Here is a 22206-nt window from a genome sequence, read left to right on the forward strand (position 1 = left end):
AAATCCCCTCTACTCTTCCGTTTCCTGATTTGTGCCTGACACTTCACCACGATACACGATAATGGGAATGTACTTAGTATCATCTCCGTTCTTACACTCTTGCGAGATTAGAAGTTCCCGCACCTCACACAGCTTCAAGTTATCAGTAAGACACTGAGCTGCGGTGGCAAACTCAAGAAGCTCTTTGATACGCAGGATTTGGTCATCTGCATACTTTCTTCGCGCTTCATCTTCCTTGTTACCTCCTCCAGATGGGCCCTGCCCGTTAACTTTATATTCTTGAACTTCCTTCATCTTCTCTTGCAGGTGCTTGCTGAATTTAACATCTGTCACAAGGTGTGACTCCGATATCCATGAAACATCAATGCTCGGAATTCCGACCAGATTAGTCGCAGGTTGTATTTTATCTTTAATGTGTTGTCTTAGTGTTTTCGACAACTCTTCGTGATAGACAACCACATGAACTTCAGAGTCTGTGGAAGAAGCAGAGGCTTGGGCGGCCTTCTGGACTTTAACTTCCAACTTTACGGGGAGCTTCGCGAGATTCTTGAGTACAGCTGGAAGAGCCACCTCCAGAGAGTCCCGATCTACAATCTCAAAATAGTCCACATACAATGACACCGATAGATTTTCATCATTAAATCGTACTTCCGGAGGAGTTTTGTCCTTCGCAACATTCACACGATTCCCTGAATAAACTATCGAATCCAATCGAAGCTTCCATGTCATTATCGAATGAGCGATTGGGAGATGGAACTTGTTAGTGTACGTTTTGCTATTTAACGCTTTCTCCGGCGGTTCCAATGCGTTGTGCAGAAGAACAAATAGAGGGATATCATCTGGCTTTTGGGAGACCTCGAAAACAATTCTGTTGAAATCCATTGGCATGAGTGTGCTGCTAAATTCAACTTGCAGGAAGGACTCCTGTTTGTCTGGCTTTGATTTCACTGACGCCAGAATCGAATTCACGAATTTACCCTCAACCGTGTCATATCTCTGCACACTATTGTTCTTCGACCGAAAGCGTTTTCCGTTGTCAATTGGACACCATGCGAGAACTTCAGCAGATGCTGATTTCATCTCTCTAGGCAATTGAATCAGATAGGGTTCACTCGCCTTAATTTTCTCTGGTTGTGACATCCAATGAAGCTCTGTTTCACGAGGAGGTGCTTTCTGATTGTGATCTTGGCGGCCAGGTCCGTTGTTTTCAGGGCTAGGCATCACTGCCCTGGCATTCCCATTTGCAGCCATTTCCATTGGGGACACTACGGAATTTTTCTCGTCAGCAGACTTCTGCTTCATGTCTACTTGCTCGGCAGCTTCATCGGATTTTTCCGCCGGGTCGGACTTCTGGTCGCCCGATTGAGTAGACTCGACAAGCATCGATGGCCCCGCTTGCGATTCGTTCCCTGATGATTGATTGGACGATGCCATAGATTTTGCACCTGACGACTGCGGTGCTTCTTTCTCCGCTTTTGTGGAAGAATTTGTATTCGCCGCAAGAGATGGAGGGTTCTCGCAGCTTAGCGGCCGCCATCCGGTTCTCATCGCTACCGCCCCACCTCCGGAAATCAGCGCCAGCAACGTTAGCGCGATCACCCACTTGAACCATGAACTAGATGTCCCGCCATGAGCTTGCTCAGCGTGGCCAACCGGATATTCACTCACTCGCTTTCGGAGAATCGGAACTGATCGGCCATCAGACACTCGAATGGGTGGGACATTTCCTGCCGCTGGCGGAGCATCTTGATGCGTGCTTTTTACTTCTGGTGTCGTCGCAACAACTGGCTCTTGTACTGCCTCAACCGGAGCCCTTCCTGTCCTCGCTGCCTCCACCAGTGTCCCACCGGTCGCCCTCCCCAGTGGTTCTGTCAGGTCGATCCGCAATGATTGCACGTATCTCCTGGATTCCTTCGCTTCCGGGGAGTCGGCGAGGACGCATCGCCAGTTGCAGGTCACACCGTTCGGGATCTTTGTAAAGTAGGTGCTGAAGGTGACATCCCAACGCTGGTTGGCGGGCAGAAGCACCAAAGCTTCTTCAATCAGGGACAGTACATCCATCCCGGGAGAGAAGATGATGTAGACCGGCTGTTCTGGGCGATTGAGAAATGATTCCGCCAGCACTCCTGCCCAGCCTGCATCTCCCGTCAGCTCACCCCAGCCAGCACAGATTTTTAGTTGCGAATTCCCCTTTGGGAGGGAACGCTCCCCTGAAACAATGTGGGGTTCTCCTTCCCAGCTCGTTCGCATCACATCTGGGTGTGACAGGAGCCATGCAGGTCCGACTGATGGACGATCGTTCGAGTCAACAACAAGATGGTGGGCAATCTTGTTGGTTCGCTGAGAGTAATCGAGTCCGTAGTCGGCAACTCGGGACAAGACATCACAACGACGTCCTCCTAAGGACATCTTGAGATGTGAATAGACAACAGGATTTAGCTTCGCCTGAGGATCACCGGGCGGAAAAACGGGGCGATATCCACTGAGCGACTCCAGCGCAGTCGCAATCGGTGCCGGCATCCCCGACGTGCTGAGGACAGTACAAAAACCACGGCTTCCCGGCTTCAGTCCCTTGGGGGCAGATGTGTATAGAAGTTCTTGAATCATTGCGCCGCTCCCGGTCGTTTCAATACTGGAATCAGGCCCGGATGACAGCGGGCGAGGGCATATAAGAACGGAACAGTAACCCAGAACGGGCTCGCTTCCGTCGGCCGCATAAAGAGTTGACCATCAGTGCGAGCCGTGTGAGTACACCACCCGACCGCACTGGCCGGTAAAAATGTGACACTCGACGCGAAATTCTCTGCCGCAGCAACAACGTCAGGACAGATCTTCTGCATCAGGCGCTTTGAAAACGTGGCGTACCGCTCAATTCGCGGGAGGTCTAACCCGCAAATTCGTTCACCAGTTTTGGTTTGCCCCATCACTTTCCACGGTTCGCTATGGTTCTCTTCTCCAACCAGATCTTCCAGTAGGTGTGACCACATGTCGTACTTGGTCAGAATCACGAACAACGGTCGGCGATGCTTTTCTGACTGCCGCAGCTTCGCATACCGCCGAATTCGGGCAGCGGCCTCTTGAAGAATCGGCTCCTGACGAGTCAAGCGGGACTGAGCCTCTCGGTCTTGTAGTGAGGCCGCGCCCCCGCCACTTCCGATCGCGTTTCGAAACCTCACATCTTGCGTTGGATCAAAAACGAAGAACAAGGCTCGCGACAAGGCCATGTGCCGCGTCACTGGACTGCTGACAACATCCTTTCCCGGCTGGAACGATTCCCCAGCATTGTCGTACAGGCAAACCACTCGTCCGAGTCGATCCGCCTTGCTGCCGTTCGGATGCCCTTCTTGCGGCTGCATAGAAAACAGAAACGGCCGTGGATAGCTGACGACCTGCGAGCCATAGGAGACGTTATCGTACAATTCCCCTTGCTCTTCCGTCTTGCGGATCAAACTGGCAAGTGAACACATCTCATTCGCGCGTGGATTCAGAAACAGAGATTCTTCATAGTCGTTGAGTTGCTGATTCAGGAGGGGGTCGGCATCAGAGAATGAGGTGGCAAAAACCGAGGCCATGATTTGCCTCAGCTGCCATGTCATAGACGCCAGGAAGAATGACTTACCACTTGCCGGAGCTCCAAAAATCGACAGAAAGAGCGGTTCAAGATCGACCAATGGTCGTGGGATTCCGAGATGGCATATCGGGCAGGCTAAGGAATGGCAAGGAAATCCCCTTGCATCAATAGCCTCTCCATCGATCGTGTATCGGGTTGGAAGAAAACGCTGTTGGTGGTCTGGCCCCAGCATTGGATCACCGAACAAGTCGGCATGCTCTGCGATCCACAGGATTTCCTCTGCCTGAAACGATTCCCAGCAATGGGGGCACGTAATTCGTTTCAAACCGCGCGGTGTTTGAACGCCTGTCGACATAATTGTGGACATACCTGTTTACCTGGCACTAACATTCTATTTCAGAATCAGTGTTTTGAATTTGTTTGGCGGATTGACGCTCGAAGGAGTGAGCTTTCCTGCGAGGAAACTCAATTCTTCGCGAACATCACTAGCGAGTTGTTGACCACCTGGGGTGCCGCTTTCCTGGACAAGATCCCAGGCTTCTCGAGCCTCAAGGAACGCAGCCGAATATTGCCCTGCGTTTCGCTTTGTTCTCGCTGAGTTGAGCAGGCGTTTTGCCTTCTTCAGGGTCGCGGCTTCTTCAGATGAACTCACAGTACTGACAGGAGACGGCGATGGGATCCGAGGTTGACCTTCTGGACGCTTCTGAGAAGACGACGGGAGGCTAGCTGGAAGGGCTGGCTGCGAAGGATCTGGCGTGTCTTCGGACGGAAGCGGAGTTTCCGGACTGGGAAGTTCGACAGGCTCGGCTGATGAAGAAGACGCAGGACGTACTGGTGGCTCAACCGGAATCACGGTTTTCGGAGGGGGTGCTACTGGGCAACCGCAAAGAGTCCCCCCGACAAGAACGATCATGGCCAAATAGCATTTCAACACTCGCCCGCTCAAAGTGATATCCCGCTGCGCTCCTGGATGATTTACTCAATCCAAGATTGCGAATCTCCTAGTGCCCGATCTAAACCATGGAACGTGGCATTTTGTTCAGCTGCCTGTTTGCGTGCAAGTGGAATTACAGATAATTGACAGTTATTAGCAAAAAAGCCGCCAGACTCCACTTCGCATACGACTCGATCGCACACGATCCGTTTGTCAGGATTGGCGAGTCGAGTTGTTCGAATGCGCAAAATTGCTATGCTTCTTTATCTTATTCATATACTAAGTTTGACACGCAATTATATGGAAATGTTTGTGCTACATGGGATTCTATTTCCGCAAGAGCTTTCGCGCTGGCCCTGTTCGGTTTAATTTTTCCAAATCCGGAATCGGAGTATCGACAGGAATTCCGGGACTGCGGATCGGCACTGGGCCTCGCGGGAATTATGTGCACGTTGGTCGTAATGGATTTTACTACCGATCTGCGTTGCCTTCAGTCTTTGCTGCGCAGAGAAGCCTAACGGCAGGATCGTTGCCCAATACTTCAGCAGGAAGCAGCCATTCGCCAGTCGTGGATTCGTCAGCCTCACTGATCCCGATTCCGTGGATGGTGGATAGTTCGTCACAAAAACTGATTGACGAGATCAACAAGAAGCGAAGTCGCACAAGCTTGGCCCCACTTGTCACTGTGCTTTCCATCGTGCTTGTCGGTGGCATGATCTGGATTTCCATGCCGATGCCGCTGGTCATTCTTCTGGGAATCATCTTACTCACTGGAGTGATCACTGCCCATTATCATGACGCAATCCACCAGTACGCCGTCGTCATGTACGACCTGGAGGAAGAGTATTCATGTGCGTTCCAAGACTTGTTTGCAGCAGTTGAAGAGATTGGAAGCAGCTCACGGATTTGGCAGGTTCATCATCAAGGATCTGGCATTAATCACGAATATCATGTTCGATCGACGACGTTATTGAATCGTTCAGTTTCAAGAGTTGTTGTAGGTGATCCTCCTTACCTGAAGACGAACGTCTCAATTCCTGGTATACGATTGCAAGGGGCTACTCTTTATTTTCTGCCGGATCTCTTGTTGCTATATCGCAGTGATGGCATTGGAGCGATTCAATACGAGGACCTGAAAGTTAAGTGTAGTCAGCTGCAATTTCTCGAAAGTGGCATTCTCCCTGCTGACGCAAAGGTCGTCGGTCAGACTTGGAGACACACCAGGAAGGATGGCGGTCCAGATCTCAGGTATAAAGACAACCCGCAAATTCCGATTTGCCTTTATGACGAGGTGCAACTCACTTCTTCAAATGGATTGCAGGAAGTACTGCAGGTCTCCCAAAGTGGAGCAGGCTCCAGATTGTCTGGAGCCGTCTCTGCAATGGTTGACGCTATTCGGTCAGCGTTAGCTGCCGAGGAGGACCGACTGAAACGCCTCAAATTAGAAGTCGAAGTCCCTGCTCTTCCAGCGCGTTCTCAGGCACAACCTCCGGTCGACGCTTCCGATGCATCATCATCTCGTCGTATCGATTCCCCAGAACTCTTGTTCGATTTCCTGTGCTGCGTCATGGCCGTCGATGGAAAGATCTCTGCAAATGAACGAGCCCAGATTCATCGTCTGATGTCTCAGGCGGACCGAGGGTGGTCTCGAAAAAGTGCGGACGAACGATATTTGTATTTCGCCGAACGAGTGCGATTAAGAGGTTTCACTAACGTGGTTGAGAATTCAACAACCCAACTCAGGAAGTCCGCCGCGAATGGTTCGAGACAAACGCTTCTCGCATTGCTGAGCTCAATTCAGCATGAAGATTTCAATGTTGATTCGAGAGGAGTCCAACTGCTCAATCAGCTGCAGGAGCAGTTGGGTGAATCGACGCGGCGATGATTGCTGCTGACAGGAATATCGATCTTAATGTTGATTTCTGTGAGTGAGCAAATCCTCGACGATGTCGGAATTTCTGCAATGCGCACTGTGGGGAATTCATTCCGCATTCCTCCCGGAAAGCCTTCAGCGACAAGGTGGCCAACTTCTTGATCCAACGCCAAATTGGGATCCGGAAAGTCCCATCCATCGTCTGCGGCGTCACTTTGGGATGATTGTCGTGGCCGACTCTTCTTTAGAAGCCACCCAAATTCAGTACCAACACCCAGAATCAACTCTGGTGTCGGTTGTTTCGATTCCTTAATCTGAATTGTGATGGCACTCCGACTTGCCAATTCCTCAGTTCGGTTACTATCAACATTTCGGCTGACGAACTCTTCCGGAATGGTGAAACCATTGACTGCATCTCAGTCGAATTTCAATGGCGAACGGCGGAAGGTGATGCCGCGTGAAGTCCGTCGCAAACGACATGTAGACACATTCTCAATCGCACACTCGCGATTTTCTGAATCACCAATCTTCTGAGCGATACTGAGAATGGCGGGCGACTGGTCTCGATCCACAAATAATACCTGATCTCGACTTGGGATTAAAAATCATGACTTCGGTAGCCAGCAAATCACTGAACACTTCCCGGCTAGTATCGAGTTCACCCTCATTGACCTCCGCTGAGCTGGAAAAGATGGATGCGTATTGGCGAGCGTCTAACTATTTGTCCGTCGGCCAGATCTATCTCCTCGACAATCCCCTTTTGAAAACGCCATTGAAGCGTGAACACATCAAACCTCGCCTGCTGGGACATTGGGGAACGTCTCCGGGACTGAACATGCTTTATGTTCATCTCAACCGAGTCATCAAGCGTGATGGCTTAAACATGATTTACATCATTGGCCCCGGTCACGGGGGTCCATCTCTAGTTGCGCACGCCTATCTGGAAGGGACGTACAGCGAAGTCTACCCTAATATCAGTCAAGATACTGACGGAATGAAACTTCTGTTCAAGCAGTTCAGTTTTCCTGGGGGAATTCCAAGCCATGTCGCGCCAGAAACTCCGGGAAGCATTCATGAAGGCGGCGAACTGGGATATGCATTGAGCCATGCTTACGGGGCGGCATTCGATAACCCAGATTTGATCGTGTCCTGTATCGTTGGTGATGGTGAAGCTGAGACAGGTCCGCTTGCGACAGGATGGCACGGCAACAAGTTCCTCAATCCGCAACGGGATGGCGCTGTCCTGCCGATTCTTCATCTGAACGGCTATAAGATTGCCAATCCTTGCTTCCTTGCTCGAATTCCTCACGACGAACTGCAGAAGTTTTTTGAAGGAATGGGATATCGTCCCTACTTCGTGGAAGGGAATCAACCAGCGGAAGTTCACCAGCAATTGGCAAAGGTTCTGGATGAGGCCGTTGCTGAGATCAAGTCGATCTGGGCCGATGCCCGAGAGAAGGGAATCATTAAACGTCCTGCCTGGCCGATGATCGTCTTTCGCACTCCCAAAGGCTGGACCTGCCCAGCGGAAATCGATGGAAAGAAATGCGAAGACTATTGGCGCAGCCATCAGGTTCCCATGGGAGAGATGGGCAACGAAGAACACATTCGCATTCTTGAACGCTGGATGAAGAGTTACCGTCCAGAAGAACTGTTCGACGAATCAGGACGGTTCCAATCGGACCTGGCCAACCTCGCCCCTGTTGGGGAGAGGAGAATGAGTGCCAACCCGCACGCCAACGGAGGCCTTTTACTCAAAGACCTCCGGCTTCCAGATTATCACGACTATGCTGTGGATGTTCACGCACCGGGAAGCGTGATGGCGGAATCCACCCGACAGATGGGACGATTTCTGCGCGATGTCATGAAATTGAATCTGCCGGCTCAGAACTTTCGGCTTTTCAGTCCCGATGAAAACAATTCAAATCGCTGGCAGGACGTACTGGAAGTCACAAACCGCTGCTACATGGCAGAAATTCTTCCTGAAGACGATCACCTTTCACCGGATGGTCGAATCATGGAAGTGCTCAGCGAACATCAGTGTCAGGGGTGGCTGGAGGGGTATCTCTTGACGGGCCGTCACGGCTTCTTCTCCTGTTATGAAGCGTTCATTCATATCATCGATTCCATGTTCAACCAACATGCGAAATGGTTGAAGGTGTGCAGTCATATACCGTGGCGTCGTGACATCGCTTCGCTGAATTATCTGCTTTCCAGTCATGTCTGGAGACAGGATCACAACGGCTTTTCACATCAGGACCCCGGCTTCCTGGATCACGTCATCAACAAACGTGCAGAAGTCGTCAGAGTCTATTTGCCGCCGGATGCGAACTGCCTTCTTTCCGTGACCAATCATTGCCTGAAAAGCAGGAATTACGTCAATGTGATTGTTGCAGGGAAGCAAATGGCCCCGCAGTGGCTGACGATGGACGAAGCGGTCAAACATTGCACCAGAGGACTCGGAATCTGGAATTGGGCCAGCAACGATCAGGGATGCGAACCGGATGTTGTCATGGCCTGCTGTGGTGATGTTCCGACACTTGAAACGTTGGCCGCAGTCGACATGCTAAGAAGGCATTTACCTGAGTTGAAGGTGCGTGTTGTGAATGTCGTGAATCTGATGAAACTGCAATCCGAGCGGGAACATCCTCACGGGCTCTCCGATCACGACTTCGACGCGATCTTCACTAAAGACAAGCCGATCATTTTTGCGTTCCACGGCTATCCGTCACTGATTCACCGTCTGACCTATCGTCGCACGAATCATCGAAATCTTCATGTGCGCGGATACAAGGAAGTCGGAACAACCACAACACCATTTGACATGGTGGTTCTCAACGACCTTGACCGTTTCCATCTCGTTGGAGATGTAATTGATCGCCTTCCCCAACTCGGAGCCAAGGCAGCCTACTTCAAGCAGGCAATTCAAGACAAACTGCTGGAGCATCGTCAGTACATCGAGCGTTATGGCGATGACATGCCGTCGATCAGTGGATGGAAATGGGGAAACAGTAACGCTGTCGTGTCAGCGAGAACGTCCACTGAAGGAGACAATATTTAGCCCCCCTGCGCTTTTGATGTGCGGGCGATGTCACAGGCAACGGTTCAGGAAACCAATTGCCACCCGTTTCGATACACAAACTGGATGTTTATTCATAACGGCTATGTCTTCGAAATTGAGAAAATGGGACGTGATTTGCAGCTGAGAATCGCACCGAAGTTGTTCTCGCACATTCTGAGCCCATCGGGGCCTACAGCGAAATGTGGAAAGGAGTCGATTAGAATACTTCTACACGAATCTGCGGGAAGTAACTGATACTTCAGCCCTTCACACCCATGCCCACGGCTCTTTTGCCGGTGTCAGCTTGAGTGACGAGTCTGAAATGACGTGAGATTTGGCTGCTGCGTTCCTTACCAAAAAGACTGATTGAAAGCGCCAACAAGGCATTTTTTAAACAATCACAAACGGCCATTTCCGTCACCAGTGAAGGAGCGCATCCTACCGGAAAACATTTCTAATTCGAGATTTGGATCTTGATGTTCTTTATGATATGACTGTCATTAGCCGTTCATTGAATGACCAGAACTCACAGTTCGATAAGTAATGTCCATTGCATCTGAGCTGTGCCCATGACAGACTCAGATCGACTTCATACATACTCTTTAAGCAGGATTTACACTGTGTCCAGTAAAGTGTTGGTCGCGTTGCTGGCTGCATGCGGACTCGCTGTTGTTGGGTATCAATTCTGGAAGTCAAAGCAGTCTCCGCTTCCCCCTGGGATTGTGTCCGGGAATGGCCGTGTCGAAGCCAAACTTGTTGATATCGCAGCCAGAGAGCCACTCAGAGTCAAGACGATTCTCGTTAAAGAAGGAAGTCTTGTCAGTCGTGGAGAAGTGCTCGTTGAGATGGATACATCTACTCTGGAAGCGGAACTGGCTGAAGCGAAATCCACTGTTGCGTCCAACGTGGAGCGTGTCGCTGCCAGTAGATCGACAGTTGCCAGAGCGAAGAGTCAACTGAATCTGGCGCAGGTGGAATTCGATCGATACAAGAAACTTCTGGAGTCCAACGCCGGGACTCAACAGGAATATGACCGTCGGGAAGCCAATCTGGAGGTGCAAAAGGCTGCGGTAGCTGAAGACGAAGCGAAAGTGCGAACGGCCATGCAGGAAGTTGAAGTGACGCAAGCTCAGGTCACCAGGATTCAAACTCGAATCGATGACGCAACCCTGAAGTCGCCTGTCCGCGGGCGAGTTCTTTATCGACTCGCGGAAAATGGTGAGGTGCTCGGCGCCGGCGGCAAAGCTCTCACACTGGTGAATCTCGAAGACATCTACATGGAGATCTTTCTGCCGTCGGAAATCGCTTCTCGCCTGAAAATTGGAACCGATGCCCGAGTCACCGTCGATCATGCACCAGGGCGAGCGGCCGCAGGATTCGTGAGTTTCGTTTCTCCTGAAGCTCAGTTCACTCCCAAGCAGGTCGAAACAAAAAGCGAGCGGGACAAGCTGATGTTCCGCGTCAAGATTCAAGTCCCTGAAGAACTGGTTTCCTCTTATATCGAAAGAGTGAAAACAGGAGTGCGTGGCGTTGGCTATGTGAAAATTGACGAGAATGCGCAGTGGCCTCCATTTTTGGAGAATCTGGTTTCCCCGAAGGAACCGTTGCCAACTGTCGTTCCCAATGAGACGGCCAAGGCAGACAGCGAGCCAGAACAGAAACCCGTCCCTGAAGCCAGTAAAAATTCCTCCGCGCCTTCTGAAAACTGAACCCCCTTTTCTGCCTGACGGAGTGCTTCCAAGGACGCCTGCACTCCAATGCCAGGCTTGCATTGAACGCAAAACGAATCTGTCTTGTTGCTGATTGGTTCATTGCCTTTGTTGAAATTTTCGCCCTCTTCCCAGTTCTTGTCATCAGGGTTCCTTTGTCCATCCAGAGCGATACTCCTGTCGTTTCGGTCAAAGAGGTCACTCACCGCTACGGGAACACCGTTGCGATCGATCGACTTTCTCTTGACTTTCCGCGCGGCCTAATGGTCGGCATTGTTGGGCCAGATGGTGTCGGTAAGTCGACACTGATGGCGATCATCGCTGGCTCTAAAGTGATTCAACAGGGCGAGGTCACCGTACTTGATGGAGATATCAAGAGTGCCCGGCACCGGCGCGATGCCTGTCCCCGAATCGCCTACATGCCGCAAGGGTTAGGCAAAAATCTCTATCTGGAGTTGAGTGTCTACGACAATGTCGACTTCATGGCACAACTCTTTGGACTTTCCGCAGCTGAACGCCCTGCACGCGTTGGAGCACTTCTGGAAGCAACCGGCTTAGGGCCATTCGCAGATCGGCCTGCCGGCAAGCTGTCTGGTGGAATGAAGCAGAAAGTCGGCCTTTGTGGCGCACTCGTCCACGACCCTGACTTGCTCATTCTTGATGAACCAACGACAGGAGTCGATCCCCTGTCGCGACGTCAATTCTGGACCTTGATCGACGACATTCGCGCGCAGCGTCCCGGCATTAGCGTGTTGATCTCAACTGCGTATATGGATGAGGCCCAGCAATGGGACTGGATCGTCGCCATGGACGCCGGTCAGGTGTTGGCAACGGGAACTCCGTCGGAGTTGATGAATCAAACCGGGACATCTGATCTCGAAAAATGCTTCATTGCATTGCTCCCTGAAGAGAAACGGATGGGGCATCAGGAACTGATTATTCCGCAACGACCTGAAGATCATTCAGAGATCGCAATTGATGCTCACGGACTGACTCGACGCTTCGGAGATTTCATCGCTGTTGATCATGTCACACTCGCGATCGAACGAGGAGAGATCTTCGGGTTTCTCGGTTCGAACGGTTGCGGCAAATCAACCACAATGAAGATGTTGACCGGGTTGCTTCCTCCATCAGAAGGAACTGCGACTCTATTCGGAAACTCCGTCGAAGCGGGTAGCCTCGAAGTCCGCCGAAAACTTGGTTACATGACGCAGGCATTCTCGTTGTATGGCGAGTTGACCGTCCGTGAGAACCTGGTGCTCGATGCCCGTCTCTACCATCTGCCAGCGGCAAAAGCGAAAGCCCGAATCGAGGAACTTGTCGACAAGTTCGGATTAAGATCACATCTGGATGCCCCTGCCGGAGAGCTTCCCATGGGGCTTCGGCAGCGACTTTCCTTGGCTGTTGCCGTCCTTCACGAACCTGACATTCTCATTCTCGATGAGCCGACATCAGGCGTCGACCCCGTCGCCAGAGACAGCTTCTGGGAACTACTGGTAGAAATGTCGCGTAAGCAGGGAGTAACGATCTTTGTCACCACGCACTTCATGAATGAAGGGATGCGATGTGACCGCATTTCCTTAATGCATGCTGGTCGGGTTCTCGCGTGTAATGCTCCACAGAAGCTGATCGATGACCGGGGAGTGAACAATCTGGAAGATGCGTTTATCGGATACATGGAAGACGCCATCGCAGAGAATGTCCGTGGAGATACGAGTTCGTCTACCGATGTCCCCAAAATCAAGGCCACCGAGACGGTCGAACATGCGGCCATGTCAGCATCCCAGTTGGCTTTTGGAAGAATGCTGGCATACACCCGAAATGAAGCAGTTCAAATCATGCGGGATCCGGTGCGGCTGTTGTTCGCATTTGTTGGTTCAGCCGTCCTGATGCTTGCTTTTGGTTTCGGCCTGACCACTGATATCGAGCATATTCGGTATGCGACGATGGACCAGGATCAGTCTCCAGAGAGTCGGGCATATCTGGAACAGTTTTTCGGCACGACTCGCTATTTTACTCGAATGCCTGCCGTGACTTCGTCGACCGAGGGAATGAATCAGCTGAAGTCAGATTCCATTTCCTTGCTGCTCGAAGTCCCGCCGAACTTCGGGAGAAACGTCCGTAAGGGAATCCCTTCCGAAATCCTCGCACAAGTTGATGGTGCGGACACTTTTCGTGGAGAAAACGTCGCTCAATATGTGCAGGGAGTGCAGCATCAGATGTTGAACGACCCGGCGAACGGTCTGCAATATGACACGAATGCCGGGAGAGCTCAGATTGAAGATCGTTACATGTATAACCCTTCGTTCCTGAGCATCTATTCGATTGTCCCGAGCGTCCCTGCCCTGCTCCTCACTCTGATTCCGGCAATTCTGATGGCTGTCAGTATCGTACGGGAGAAAGAACTGGGCTCGATGATCAATTTTTACGTCACGCCAACACGACGGATCGAGTACCTACTGGGGAAACAAATCCCGTACATCGTTATCGGCATGTTGAACTTTCTCATACTGGTCGCGATGGCAGTGCTGGTCTTTGGAGTGCCGATCAAAGGCAGCTTTCTAATGCTCGCGCTGTGCACGCTGCTGTATGTCACTGTCACAACAGGCATCGGCATGCTGATCTCGACATTCACCAGTAGTCAAGTCGCCGCGATCTTCATCACGGGGATTATCACAATCATGCCGACGATCCAGTTCTCTGGTCTTTTGCAGCCTGTTTCAACACTCGAAGGCAGAGCCAGACTGATTGGATCGATCTGGCCGACCACGTATTACATGCATTCGAGCGTCGGAACCTATACGAAAGGGCTGAGTCCCGGGTTGATGCTGCCTGACCTCATTTTTCTTGCTTGCTGCATTCCAGTCTTATGGGTGGTGAGCATGATTGGACTGAGAAAGCAGGAACGATGAACACCACTTCCCTGCTGAATATTTTCTGGCTTGGACTGAAAGAACTTCGCAGTCTGTGCAGTGACTTTGTGATGCTGCTGTTTGTGATCTATGCCTTTACCGGTGCGATCTACATTCAAGCAACAGGAACGTCCAGTGAAGTCAACAACGCATCGCTGGCATTTGTCGATGAAGATGGCTCTACACTTTCGAAAGAGCTGTTGAATTCCTTCTTCCCTCCCCGATTTCAGCCTCCAGTGTTGATCTCTGCAACGGAGGTGGAAGACGCGATGGACCGGGGCGAATTCATGTTTGTCGTAGTGATCCCCTCGCGATTTGAACTGGATTTGCAGGCTGGCCGAGTTTCGAGCATTCAGCTGAATATTGATGCAACAGCCATGCAGCAGGCAGCCGTTGGATCTGGCTATATCAAGAACATCATCACAGATCGGGTCGCAAGCTTTCTTTCAAGAACCGATCAGGCTCCTCGTCCTCCTGTAAATCTCGTAATTCGCAAGCTGTTCAACCCGAACGGTATCTCATCATGGCGAACCAGCGTCGTTGCGATCATCAATCAGATCACCTTGCTGACTGTTGTTCTGACAGGAGCGGCAGTCTTACGCGAACGGGAACATGGTACTCTCGAACATCTGCTGGTGATGCCGTTGAATGCTTTTGAAATTGCCATGGCGAAAGTGCTGGCGAATGGTCTGGTCATTTTGCTCGCAACACTGATCTCGATGTTTCTCGTTGTGAAGTGGGCATTGCAGGTCCCCTTCGCCGGGTCTGTCGCGCTCTGGCTGACGGGAGTCTTGTTGTATCTGTTCTTTGTTACTGCACTGGGGATTTTTCTCGGCACCATCTCGCGATCTATGGCGCAGTTTTCACTGCTGCTCATTCTCGTCGTGATTGTGCTGCAACTGCTGTCTGGTGGGTCAACTCCTGTTGAAAGTCAACCACAATGGCTGCAGTACATAACCTACCTGCTCCCTTCGAGACATTTTGTCAATTTCTCGCAGGTGATCATCTATCGAGGCGGTGGATTACAGGCGGTCTGGCCACAGTTCTTGACTGTCGCTGCAGTTGGACTGGCCTTCTTTATCTACAGCCTCAGCCTGTTCAGAAGATCAATTGCCGTGACCAAGTAACCAAAGCACCCTGCAGGGTCTCCGTGAGACCGGTTCGGACCATGAAGTGACCAAACAGCAGCCGTCGTGGCAATAGGATGACAGAAGCCTGATCCCAGTTCCCCTGCACAGGTTCAGAATTGCTCTAACACAATGACTCCCAGCATGACGGTGAGAGAATTCAATGGCCAAGAACACCAACAAGAAATCAACCGCGCAAGCAGATCCCACAACGCGGATGAAGGATAAGGAGTACGAAAAACAGCTGCGTCCACTGCATGTTGAACTCGTCAAGTTGCAAGAATGGGTGCGTCACGAAGGACTGAAGGTCTGTATCGTTTTCGAAGGTCGAGACGGGGCCGGCAAAGGAGGAACAATCAAGGCGATTACAGAACGTGTCAGCCCGCGAATTTTTCGGGTGGTGGCACTTCCCGCTCCCAACGAGCGGGAGAAATCGCAAATGTACTTTCAGAGGTATATCCCCTATCTCCCTGCCGCAGGTGAGATCGTCATCTTTGATCGCAGCTGGTACAACCGCGCTGGCGTCGAGCGAGTCATGGGCTTCTGCACCATCGAACAGGTCAGGCAATTTCTGGCAGTGGTCCCATTAGTAGAGAAGTCAGTCGTCAATTCCGGCATCATTCTGTTGAAGTACTGGCTGGAAGTCGACGAGAAGGAGCAGGAGCGGAGACTGAGAGACCGGATTGATGATGGCCGCAAAATCTGGAAGCTGACTCCGCTGGATCTGAAATCATTCGACCATTGGGACGATTACACGGTTGCCCGCGATGAAATGATCCTGGCAACTGACACCCCCTGGGCTCCCTGGTTCGTGGCGAATAATGACGACAAAAAGCGAGGCCGCTTGAATCTCATTTCGCATCTCCTCGGCCAGATTCCTTACCGCGACGTCACCAAATCAAAGGTAAAACTCCCCAAGCATCGCCGGGTCGGTGACTATCAACCAATGGATTATCCATTCAAAGTCATCCCGGAGAAATTCTGATTGCACACGGTCGCCAATGACCAATTCGCACCCCATTGCACTGTGGTCAGACAACGTTTTCCGACAGTCATTGCCCCATTCTCGCCTGTTTTTTGCTCCAATTTCCCAGTGCAGGCAATGGTGAGACATGTTGTCCAAATTTTGTTGCTTGATGCGCGCCATCTTTGCTATAAGGCGTCGAGCCCCTGAAACGAGGACCACATGCCGGAATTTTCGACGTTACAGCAACTGGACCAGATGATTACCGGGTACTGGGTTTCGCAGGCGATCTACGCTGCAGCCAAGTTCGGAATCGCAGACCATCTCAAGGATGGTTCCAAGTCTGTCGATGAACTCGCAATCGCAAGTTCGACTCACCCGGACGCCCTGTATCGGTTGCTGCGAGCGCTCGCAAGTGTGGGGATCTTCGCCGAAGGTGAACCGCGTCACTTTTCGCTGACTCCATTGGCAGATGCTCTTCGCAGTGATGCAGATGGTTCCAAGCGAGCCTTGGCTTTGATGTCCGGCGATGAGCAGTTTCGGGCGTGGGCGGAGATCGATTACAGCATCCGCACCGGCAAGATGGCCTTCGATAAAGTGTTCGGCCTGCCGATCTTTGACTACCTGAGTGAGCATCCAGACAAGGCTCGAATCTTCGATGCCGCGATGGTCGGGATTCATGGTCGAGAATCCAGTGCACTCTTGGGCTCGTACGATCTGTCCGGGATCGGACTCATTGCCGATATCGGCGGCGGCAACGGTTCGCAAATCATCGAGGTTCTCAACGAATTCCCTCAGATGCAGGGGATTCTCTTTGATTTGTCACATGTCGTTGAGAATGCTCAAGGAAAAATTCAGGCTGCTGGCCTGCAGGATCGATGCTCGCTCGTCTCTGGCAGCTTCTTTGAATCCGTCCCTGAAGGGGCCGATGCTTACATCTTGCGACACATCATCCACGATTGGGATGATGAAAAATGCTTGTCGATTCTGCGAAATTGCCATCGCGCCATGTCGTCGAACAGCAGATTGCTGGTTGTCGAAAGCGTCATTCCGACGGGAAACGATCCGTTTCCCGGGAAGTTCCTTGACCTCGTGATGCTGTTGATCCCAGGCGGAAAAGAACGGACTGCATCGGAATACAGGGAACTCTTCAATCACGCAGGCTTCGAACTCACTCAAATCGTCCCCACTGGTTCGGAAGTCAGCATCATTGAAGGCCGAAAAAAGTAGCCGTTAACATTCTGCAGTTCCGTCTGGTATCACAAGCAGAGAAAATCTACACTCTTGCTGAAATTGTTGGGCAGTTTCAGACATTGAGCTTTCAAGGATGATGAACGGAGTCCATGTCACCACAAATTTGTTCTGTCAAAAGCCGGTTTGGTGCAGATCATTTCTTACCACCTTGGTTTCTCCGCAACGGACATGTTCAGACTTTGGTTGGAATGTATGTCTACGCCCCACGATCAAATCGCCAGCCGGTTTATGCAGTCAATTCGACATCCGGACAAGTCTTGCTGAGCGATGGTGATCAGCTGGTATTTCAGGACGATTGCCCTTTGAACTGGCAGCAGGGTGATCGCGTCGCACTTTTGCTGCACGGTTTGGGCGGAAGTTCTGCGAGTCCTCAAATGGCGCGTATCGCACGATTGCTCAACATGCAGCAAGTGCGAACATTTCGTCTTGACTGGCGAGGCTGTGGTGCCGGGGCGAAGCTGGCGCGGTATCCTTATCACAGTGGGCGATCCAGTGACCTGGCGGCAGTCATCGATCAGATCCGGCTCCTCTGCCCCGGTTCACCGATCACATTGATCGGATTTTCGCTGGGGGGAAATATCGCTCTGAAACTGCTCGGCGAAAGTCAGGGCTCAATCGAAAGTCTCGATGCCGTTGATCGAGCGATTGCGGTATGCCCTCCAATCGATCTGCGAACCACTGTCGCCTCGTTCTCGAAGGGGTGGACACGACTGTACGACCGCTATTTCTGCAAGTCCTGCACTCGCGACGTTCGCCAGCGAAATCGTGTCCGCCCGGATACCATTATTCCGGAAGGCTGGTTTTCGAATCTTCCACAATCCGTGTACGAATTCGACGAGACGTTCACAGCACCCGTTTGCGGTTTCGAATCCGCCAACGACTACTACACCCGGTCAAGTGCCAATCAGTTCCTCTCCAACATCGCCATCCCAACATTGATCATCGCGGCTCAGGATGATCCACTGATCCCGTTTGATCAGTTCAAGGCCGCAGATTATTCCGCAACAACCAGATTGCTCTCGCCCCGTCATGGTGGTCATCTGGGATTCTGCACGGCAGGCGGACAGACATGGCTGGGCCAGCAGATCGTCAACTGGACGGTTGGTTCAGAAGATTGATCATCATTCCGATCAGAGTTCGCGCGCAACGGTCTTACATGGGACCGAGCAGCGATTATCTCGTCAGGAGAAAGACCGAACTCCGGGAAGTGATGCTCCCACCCCGGAGTTCATCACCTCGGTGGTTCGTGGCAAAAAGTTTCTGGCTTCAAACCTGACAAGGTCGTTCAGATTCGTGATTTTGAATTCTGTCGTTGGTAGACTCTGCGTATTCATTAATGCAGAGTCCGCAGACAGAATCGGTTTTCACAATGAACTTGACTCGAACTCTTCGAAGCATATTTTGCCTGGTGTTGTTGTGGCAATTGGCCGCGACCGCAGCGCTGATCAACTCCCATGCAGACGCCGCCGAGCAACAAAAGTCAGACTCGAAAACGGTGCGGCTGCTGACGATTGGCAACAGCTTCTCGCGCAACGCGACCAAGTATCTCGACAAGCTGGCAACCGCTGATGGTCATACGCTAATTCACCGCCCCATCATTGTCGGCGGAGCGTCAATGGAGCTGCATGCGACAAAGGCGTTGCAGCATCAGGCGAATCCAGAAGCTCCAGAAGGCGAGTACGCCGACCGCTCCAGTCTGCAGCAGCGACTACAGGAAGATCAATGGGACGTTGTGACAATTCAGCAGGCAAGTCGCCTGAGTTGGGATGAGAACACTTATCGTCCCTATGCGTTTCAATTGCGTGATTTCGTAAAGGCCAACGCACCGCAAGCACGTCTCATGGTTCATCAAACCTGGGCTTACCGCGTCGACGATCCGTGGTTTGTTTCTCCCGCGAAAGGTTCCAGCAATCCGGTCACTGAAGAAGAAATGCACCAGAAACTCCGCGCTGCATACTTCAAAATTGCAGCGGAACTTGATGCCGGAGTGATCCCCGTAGGGAATGCATTCCACCTTGCCACGCAGGACAAGAAGTGGAGCTATCGACAAGACAAGAACTTCAATTTTGCTGATGCGAAGTTTCCGAACCTGCCAGACCAGCCCAACTCAATTCACACTGGCTGGCGCTGGACGACTCAGAAGGACGTCAAAGCTCTCGCCATCGATGGTCATCACGCCAACGCCGCAGGTGAGTATCTCGGTAGCTGCGTCTTTTACGAGGTTCTCTTCGGTGAAGATGTGAGAAAGAACACCTTCGTTCCTGAAACCCTCGATCCACAGTTCGCTGCATTTCTTCGAGAGACAGCACACCTGTCAGTTGCTGAGCTGAAAACGTCTCAGAAGTAAAGAAGACGGGATGGCCCGCTGAATCTCCCCGTCCGCTTGACTCAGAGTCGGAGGCGTCACGGCGGTCTATCGATGTCAATGCCTGGAAGCCTCAAAACATCAAGGAACGGAAGACACATGCTTCCGTTCCTGATGGCAACTGCGACGTCGCTGAACATTACTTCTTCTCAAACGTCAGCTTCTCTCCGTTAATAGGCGTGAACTCCAGAGTCTGGTCGTTTTTGAGAGTAATCGTGCTCAGCATGGTGCCCCCTGAATCAGGTTGCATCACGAGGTTATTCCCACGAACAACGTAAGCACCGGAGACCGATTGTGGCTTGTCATCTCTGGTGAACTTCCATGTGAACTCATCGTTGTTTCCCAGATGAAGTGAGAATTCTCCGCCCTGATTCTTTGCGGTCCAGTCCCCATAGAGTTTGTCCATCGCGTAGGCAGGCTTCTCAAGCTCAGGTGCAGGAGACTCTGCGGTCTTGGAAGGTTCGGAAGACGCAGGCGAATACATCTGCACCAGTTGAGCGCTGAGATCGTCTTTCGGCTGAAGCTTCACGACTTGCTTCAGCATCTTCACTGCACTCTCTTTGTGTCCCGCTGTCAAATAATGATAGGCCAGCAGGAATCGGGCATCTGCCGCTTCTGGATTCGCCTGAACCGCTGCTTCCAGTTTTCGGAGCTGAGCCGTGTAGGTATCGGCGTTGGCATACAAACTGATCAGCGTTGTCCAGTCCCACCCCGGGCCGGCAGCGAGGACCGCATGGATTGTGGCCGCTGAATCTCGGTATTGCCCGAGCGCAAACAGACACAAACTACGAAACTCGTTGATCGCCGCATCCTGTGGGGCCGTGACAAGTGCCTGATTCGTCAACGCCAGCGCATCTTGATACTGCTCATTGAAGAACGCCTGTCTGGCCTGATCAAACTTCGCCTTGAGCGGATCGGAAGCAGCATCTGGTGACAAAGGATTAGCAGATGCCGTGGTCTCTTCAGTGGATTGTGCCTGAGTCTCATAGGCCGAATCGCCCACGACAGGTTGGGTATAATTGACAACCTGCTGGTTATCCACATAGACCGGGCTATCGCAGTACGGGTTGTAATAGTCCCCGACTCCGAAGGCCCAGTTGACGGCGTTGATGCCCCACATTGTCGCCCCGAACGCCATTGCGACGGGGTAATTATCCCACAGGTAATCCCAGCGTCCGCTTCCCCAGGTTGGAGCAAAGCCGTTGTACCAGCCGCCCCAGTTGCGAGACCAGTGTCCTGCTGGACCACAATAGCCTGCGTATCCGAACGCTCCACCTTGACCGATCGCACCTCCATGTCCCCAGACACCACCATTCGGGCCGATTCCAGTAGTGTGCCCAAATGCTCCATTGGGACCAATCCCTGTCGAATGTCCCCAATACCCACCGTCGGCACCATGAATTCCGGTGTGTCCCCAGTATCCATTCGGTCCCCAAAATCCAACGTGATTAATGTCGCCTCCATTTGGGCCGGTCCACTGTTGATGATGCCAGCCGTCGTTGTTCCAGTTCTGATTCAGATCATCAAATCGGTTGGCAAGATCCTGATGCCGGTCAGGAATCGAACTTGGATTTCCCGGAGTGAACCGATCGCCAGCCCCGCCCTGACCAGGGCGATTTGCTGGGAGTTGTTGACCTGAACCACCTTGACCGGGGCGAGTTCCGGGGAAGCGATCACCAGTACCACCCTGACCGGGGCGCATCCCGGGGAACTGTTCGCCGGAGCCACCTTGACCGGGGCGGGCACCTGATGGAAATCTTTCTCCACTTCCTCCGGCTCCTGGAAAGGAATCAAACGGCAAGCGCGTTCCTGCCCCGCCTGCTCCCGGGCGAGAGGATCCAAGTCCTGGTAACGATGCGGCTCCAGAGCCTCCGCTTCCCGGCGTTGCAGGACGCTGCGTACCTCCAGAACCGATTTGAGGACGGTTCCCAGGTGACAAATCCGGGCGGGTAATTCCACCGCCGGGCTGAATCTGGGGGCGATTCCCCGCTTGAATTCCCCCACCACCGCCGGGTCGTGGAGTATGCACGACGTTGGGACGCTGGCCTCCGACGCCACCTCCCCCTCCTCCAAAATTGCCAGACGGTCGGCTCCCTGAAGGCGGGTTGAAACTCGGACTTTGAGGACGGCTCGAAGGGGAGGGACGATATCCTCCGCCAGAGAATCCCCCACCGCCTGCTCCTCCCCCGCCTCGATATCCGCCCCCGCTATACCCGCCACCTCCACCGCCTCGGTAACCACCCCCACCTCCACCAAAACTTCCTCCTCCTCCGCCCCCGCCTCGAAATCCACCACCGCCGCCACCGCCGCCACCGCCGCCACGACCTCCCCCTCCTCCAAAGCCACGTCCCCAAGCGGGACTGACAAGCAATGCTGCCGTGAGAACACCAGCCCACCACCGATTCATCAGGAAGCGATTCATGCGACCAGCCTTTT

At 52.3% G+C, this 22206-nt stretch carries 13 protein-coding genes; 9 read left to right on the forward strand and 4 right to left on the reverse strand.

Features of this window, described 5'->3' with window-relative positions; genetic code table 11:
* Positions 1-9 precede the first annotated feature (9 nt).
* Genes SH527x_RS04305 through SH527x_RS04315 form a run of 3 tightly spaced genes read right to left on the reverse strand, consistent with a single transcriptional unit; the run spans position 10 to position 4484 of the window.
* Complete coding sequence (locus tag SH527x_RS04305; protein WP_437193416.1) at positions 10-2607, reverse strand: hypothetical protein; 2598 nt, start codon at positions 2605-2607, stop codon at positions 10-12.
* A complete protein-coding gene (locus SH527x_RS04310) occupies positions 2604-3938 on the reverse strand; it encodes a hypothetical protein (RefSeq protein ID WP_437193418.1) in 1335 nt (444 codons plus the stop codon). The genes SH527x_RS04305 and SH527x_RS04310 overlap by 4 nt, the downstream gene beginning before the upstream one ends.
* Positions 3939-3962: 24 nt before the next feature.
* The gene (locus SH527x_RS04315) at positions 3963-4484 is read right to left on the reverse strand and encodes a hypothetical protein (RefSeq protein ID WP_437193419.1); all 522 of its coding nucleotides are present in this window, start codon (positions 4482-4484) and stop codon (positions 3963-3965) included.
* A 340-nt stretch (positions 4485-4824) separates the two neighbouring features.
* Between SH527x_RS04315 and SH527x_RS04320 the strand changes: the two genes are divergently transcribed.
* The 9 genes from SH527x_RS04320 (at position 4825) to SH527x_RS04360 (ending at position 19752) form a co-directional block, all read left to right on the forward strand.
* Entirely contained in the window at positions 4825-6390 is a 1566-nt protein-coding gene (locus SH527x_RS04320; protein ID WP_437193420.1) for a DUF4236 domain-containing protein, read from the forward strand.
* A 595-nt stretch (positions 6391-6985) separates the two neighbouring features.
* Positions 6986-9439, forward strand: a complete 2454-nt coding sequence (locus SH527x_RS04325; protein WP_437193422.1) for a phosphoketolase family protein — start codon at positions 6986-6988, stop codon at positions 9437-9439.
* Positions 9440-10059: 620 nt separating this feature from the next.
* Entirely contained in the window at positions 10060-11148 is a 1089-nt protein-coding gene (locus SH527x_RS04330; RefSeq protein WP_437193423.1) for an HlyD family secretion protein, read from the forward strand.
* A 155-nt stretch (positions 11149-11303) separates the two neighbouring features.
* A complete protein-coding gene (gene rbbA / locus SH527x_RS04335; RefSeq protein ID WP_437193424.1) occupies positions 11304-14060 on the forward strand; it encodes a ribosome-associated ATPase/putative transporter RbbA in 2757 nt (918 codons plus the stop codon).
* Positions 14057-15187: an ABC transporter permease gene (locus tag SH527x_RS04340; protein WP_437193426.1), complete on the forward strand. Its 1131-nt coding sequence runs from the start codon at positions 14057-14059 to the stop codon at positions 15185-15187. Before rbbA ends, SH527x_RS04340 begins: the two co-directional genes overlap by 4 nt.
* A 163-nt stretch (positions 15188-15350) precedes the next feature.
* Positions 15351-16172 (forward strand): polyphosphate kinase 2, encoded by an 822-nt coding sequence (gene ppk2, locus SH527x_RS04345; RefSeq protein ID WP_437193427.1) that lies wholly within the window; start codon positions 15351-15353, stop codon positions 16170-16172.
* Between the two features lie 201 nt (positions 16173-16373).
* The gene (locus SH527x_RS04350; protein ID WP_437193428.1) at positions 16374-17381 is read left to right on the forward strand and encodes a methyltransferase; all 1008 of its coding nucleotides are present in this window, start codon (positions 16374-16376) and stop codon (positions 17379-17381) included.
* Between the two features lie 113 nt (positions 17382-17494).
* The gene (locus SH527x_RS04355; protein ID WP_437193429.1) at positions 17495-18523 is read left to right on the forward strand and encodes a YheT family hydrolase; all 1029 of its coding nucleotides are present in this window, start codon (positions 17495-17497) and stop codon (positions 18521-18523) included.
* Between the two features lie 251 nt (positions 18524-18774).
* Positions 18775-19752, forward strand: a complete 978-nt coding sequence (locus SH527x_RS04360) for a DUF4886 domain-containing protein (protein WP_437193430.1) — start codon at positions 18775-18777, stop codon at positions 19750-19752.
* A gap of 157 nt (positions 19753-19909) precedes the next feature.
* On the opposite strand, the gene SH527x_RS04365 is transcribed toward SH527x_RS04360, so the two are convergent.
* The gene (locus tag SH527x_RS04365; RefSeq protein WP_437193431.1) at positions 19910-22192 is read right to left on the reverse strand and encodes a tetratricopeptide repeat protein; all 2283 of its coding nucleotides are present in this window, start codon (positions 22190-22192) and stop codon (positions 19910-19912) included.
* Positions 22193-22206 lie beyond the last annotated feature (14 nt).

It is taken from the genome of Planctomicrobium limosum, assembly GCF_051465645.1.
In the GTDB taxonomy this organism is placed as follows: domain Bacteria; phylum Planctomycetota; class Planctomycetia; order Planctomycetales; family Planctomycetaceae; genus Planctomicrobium.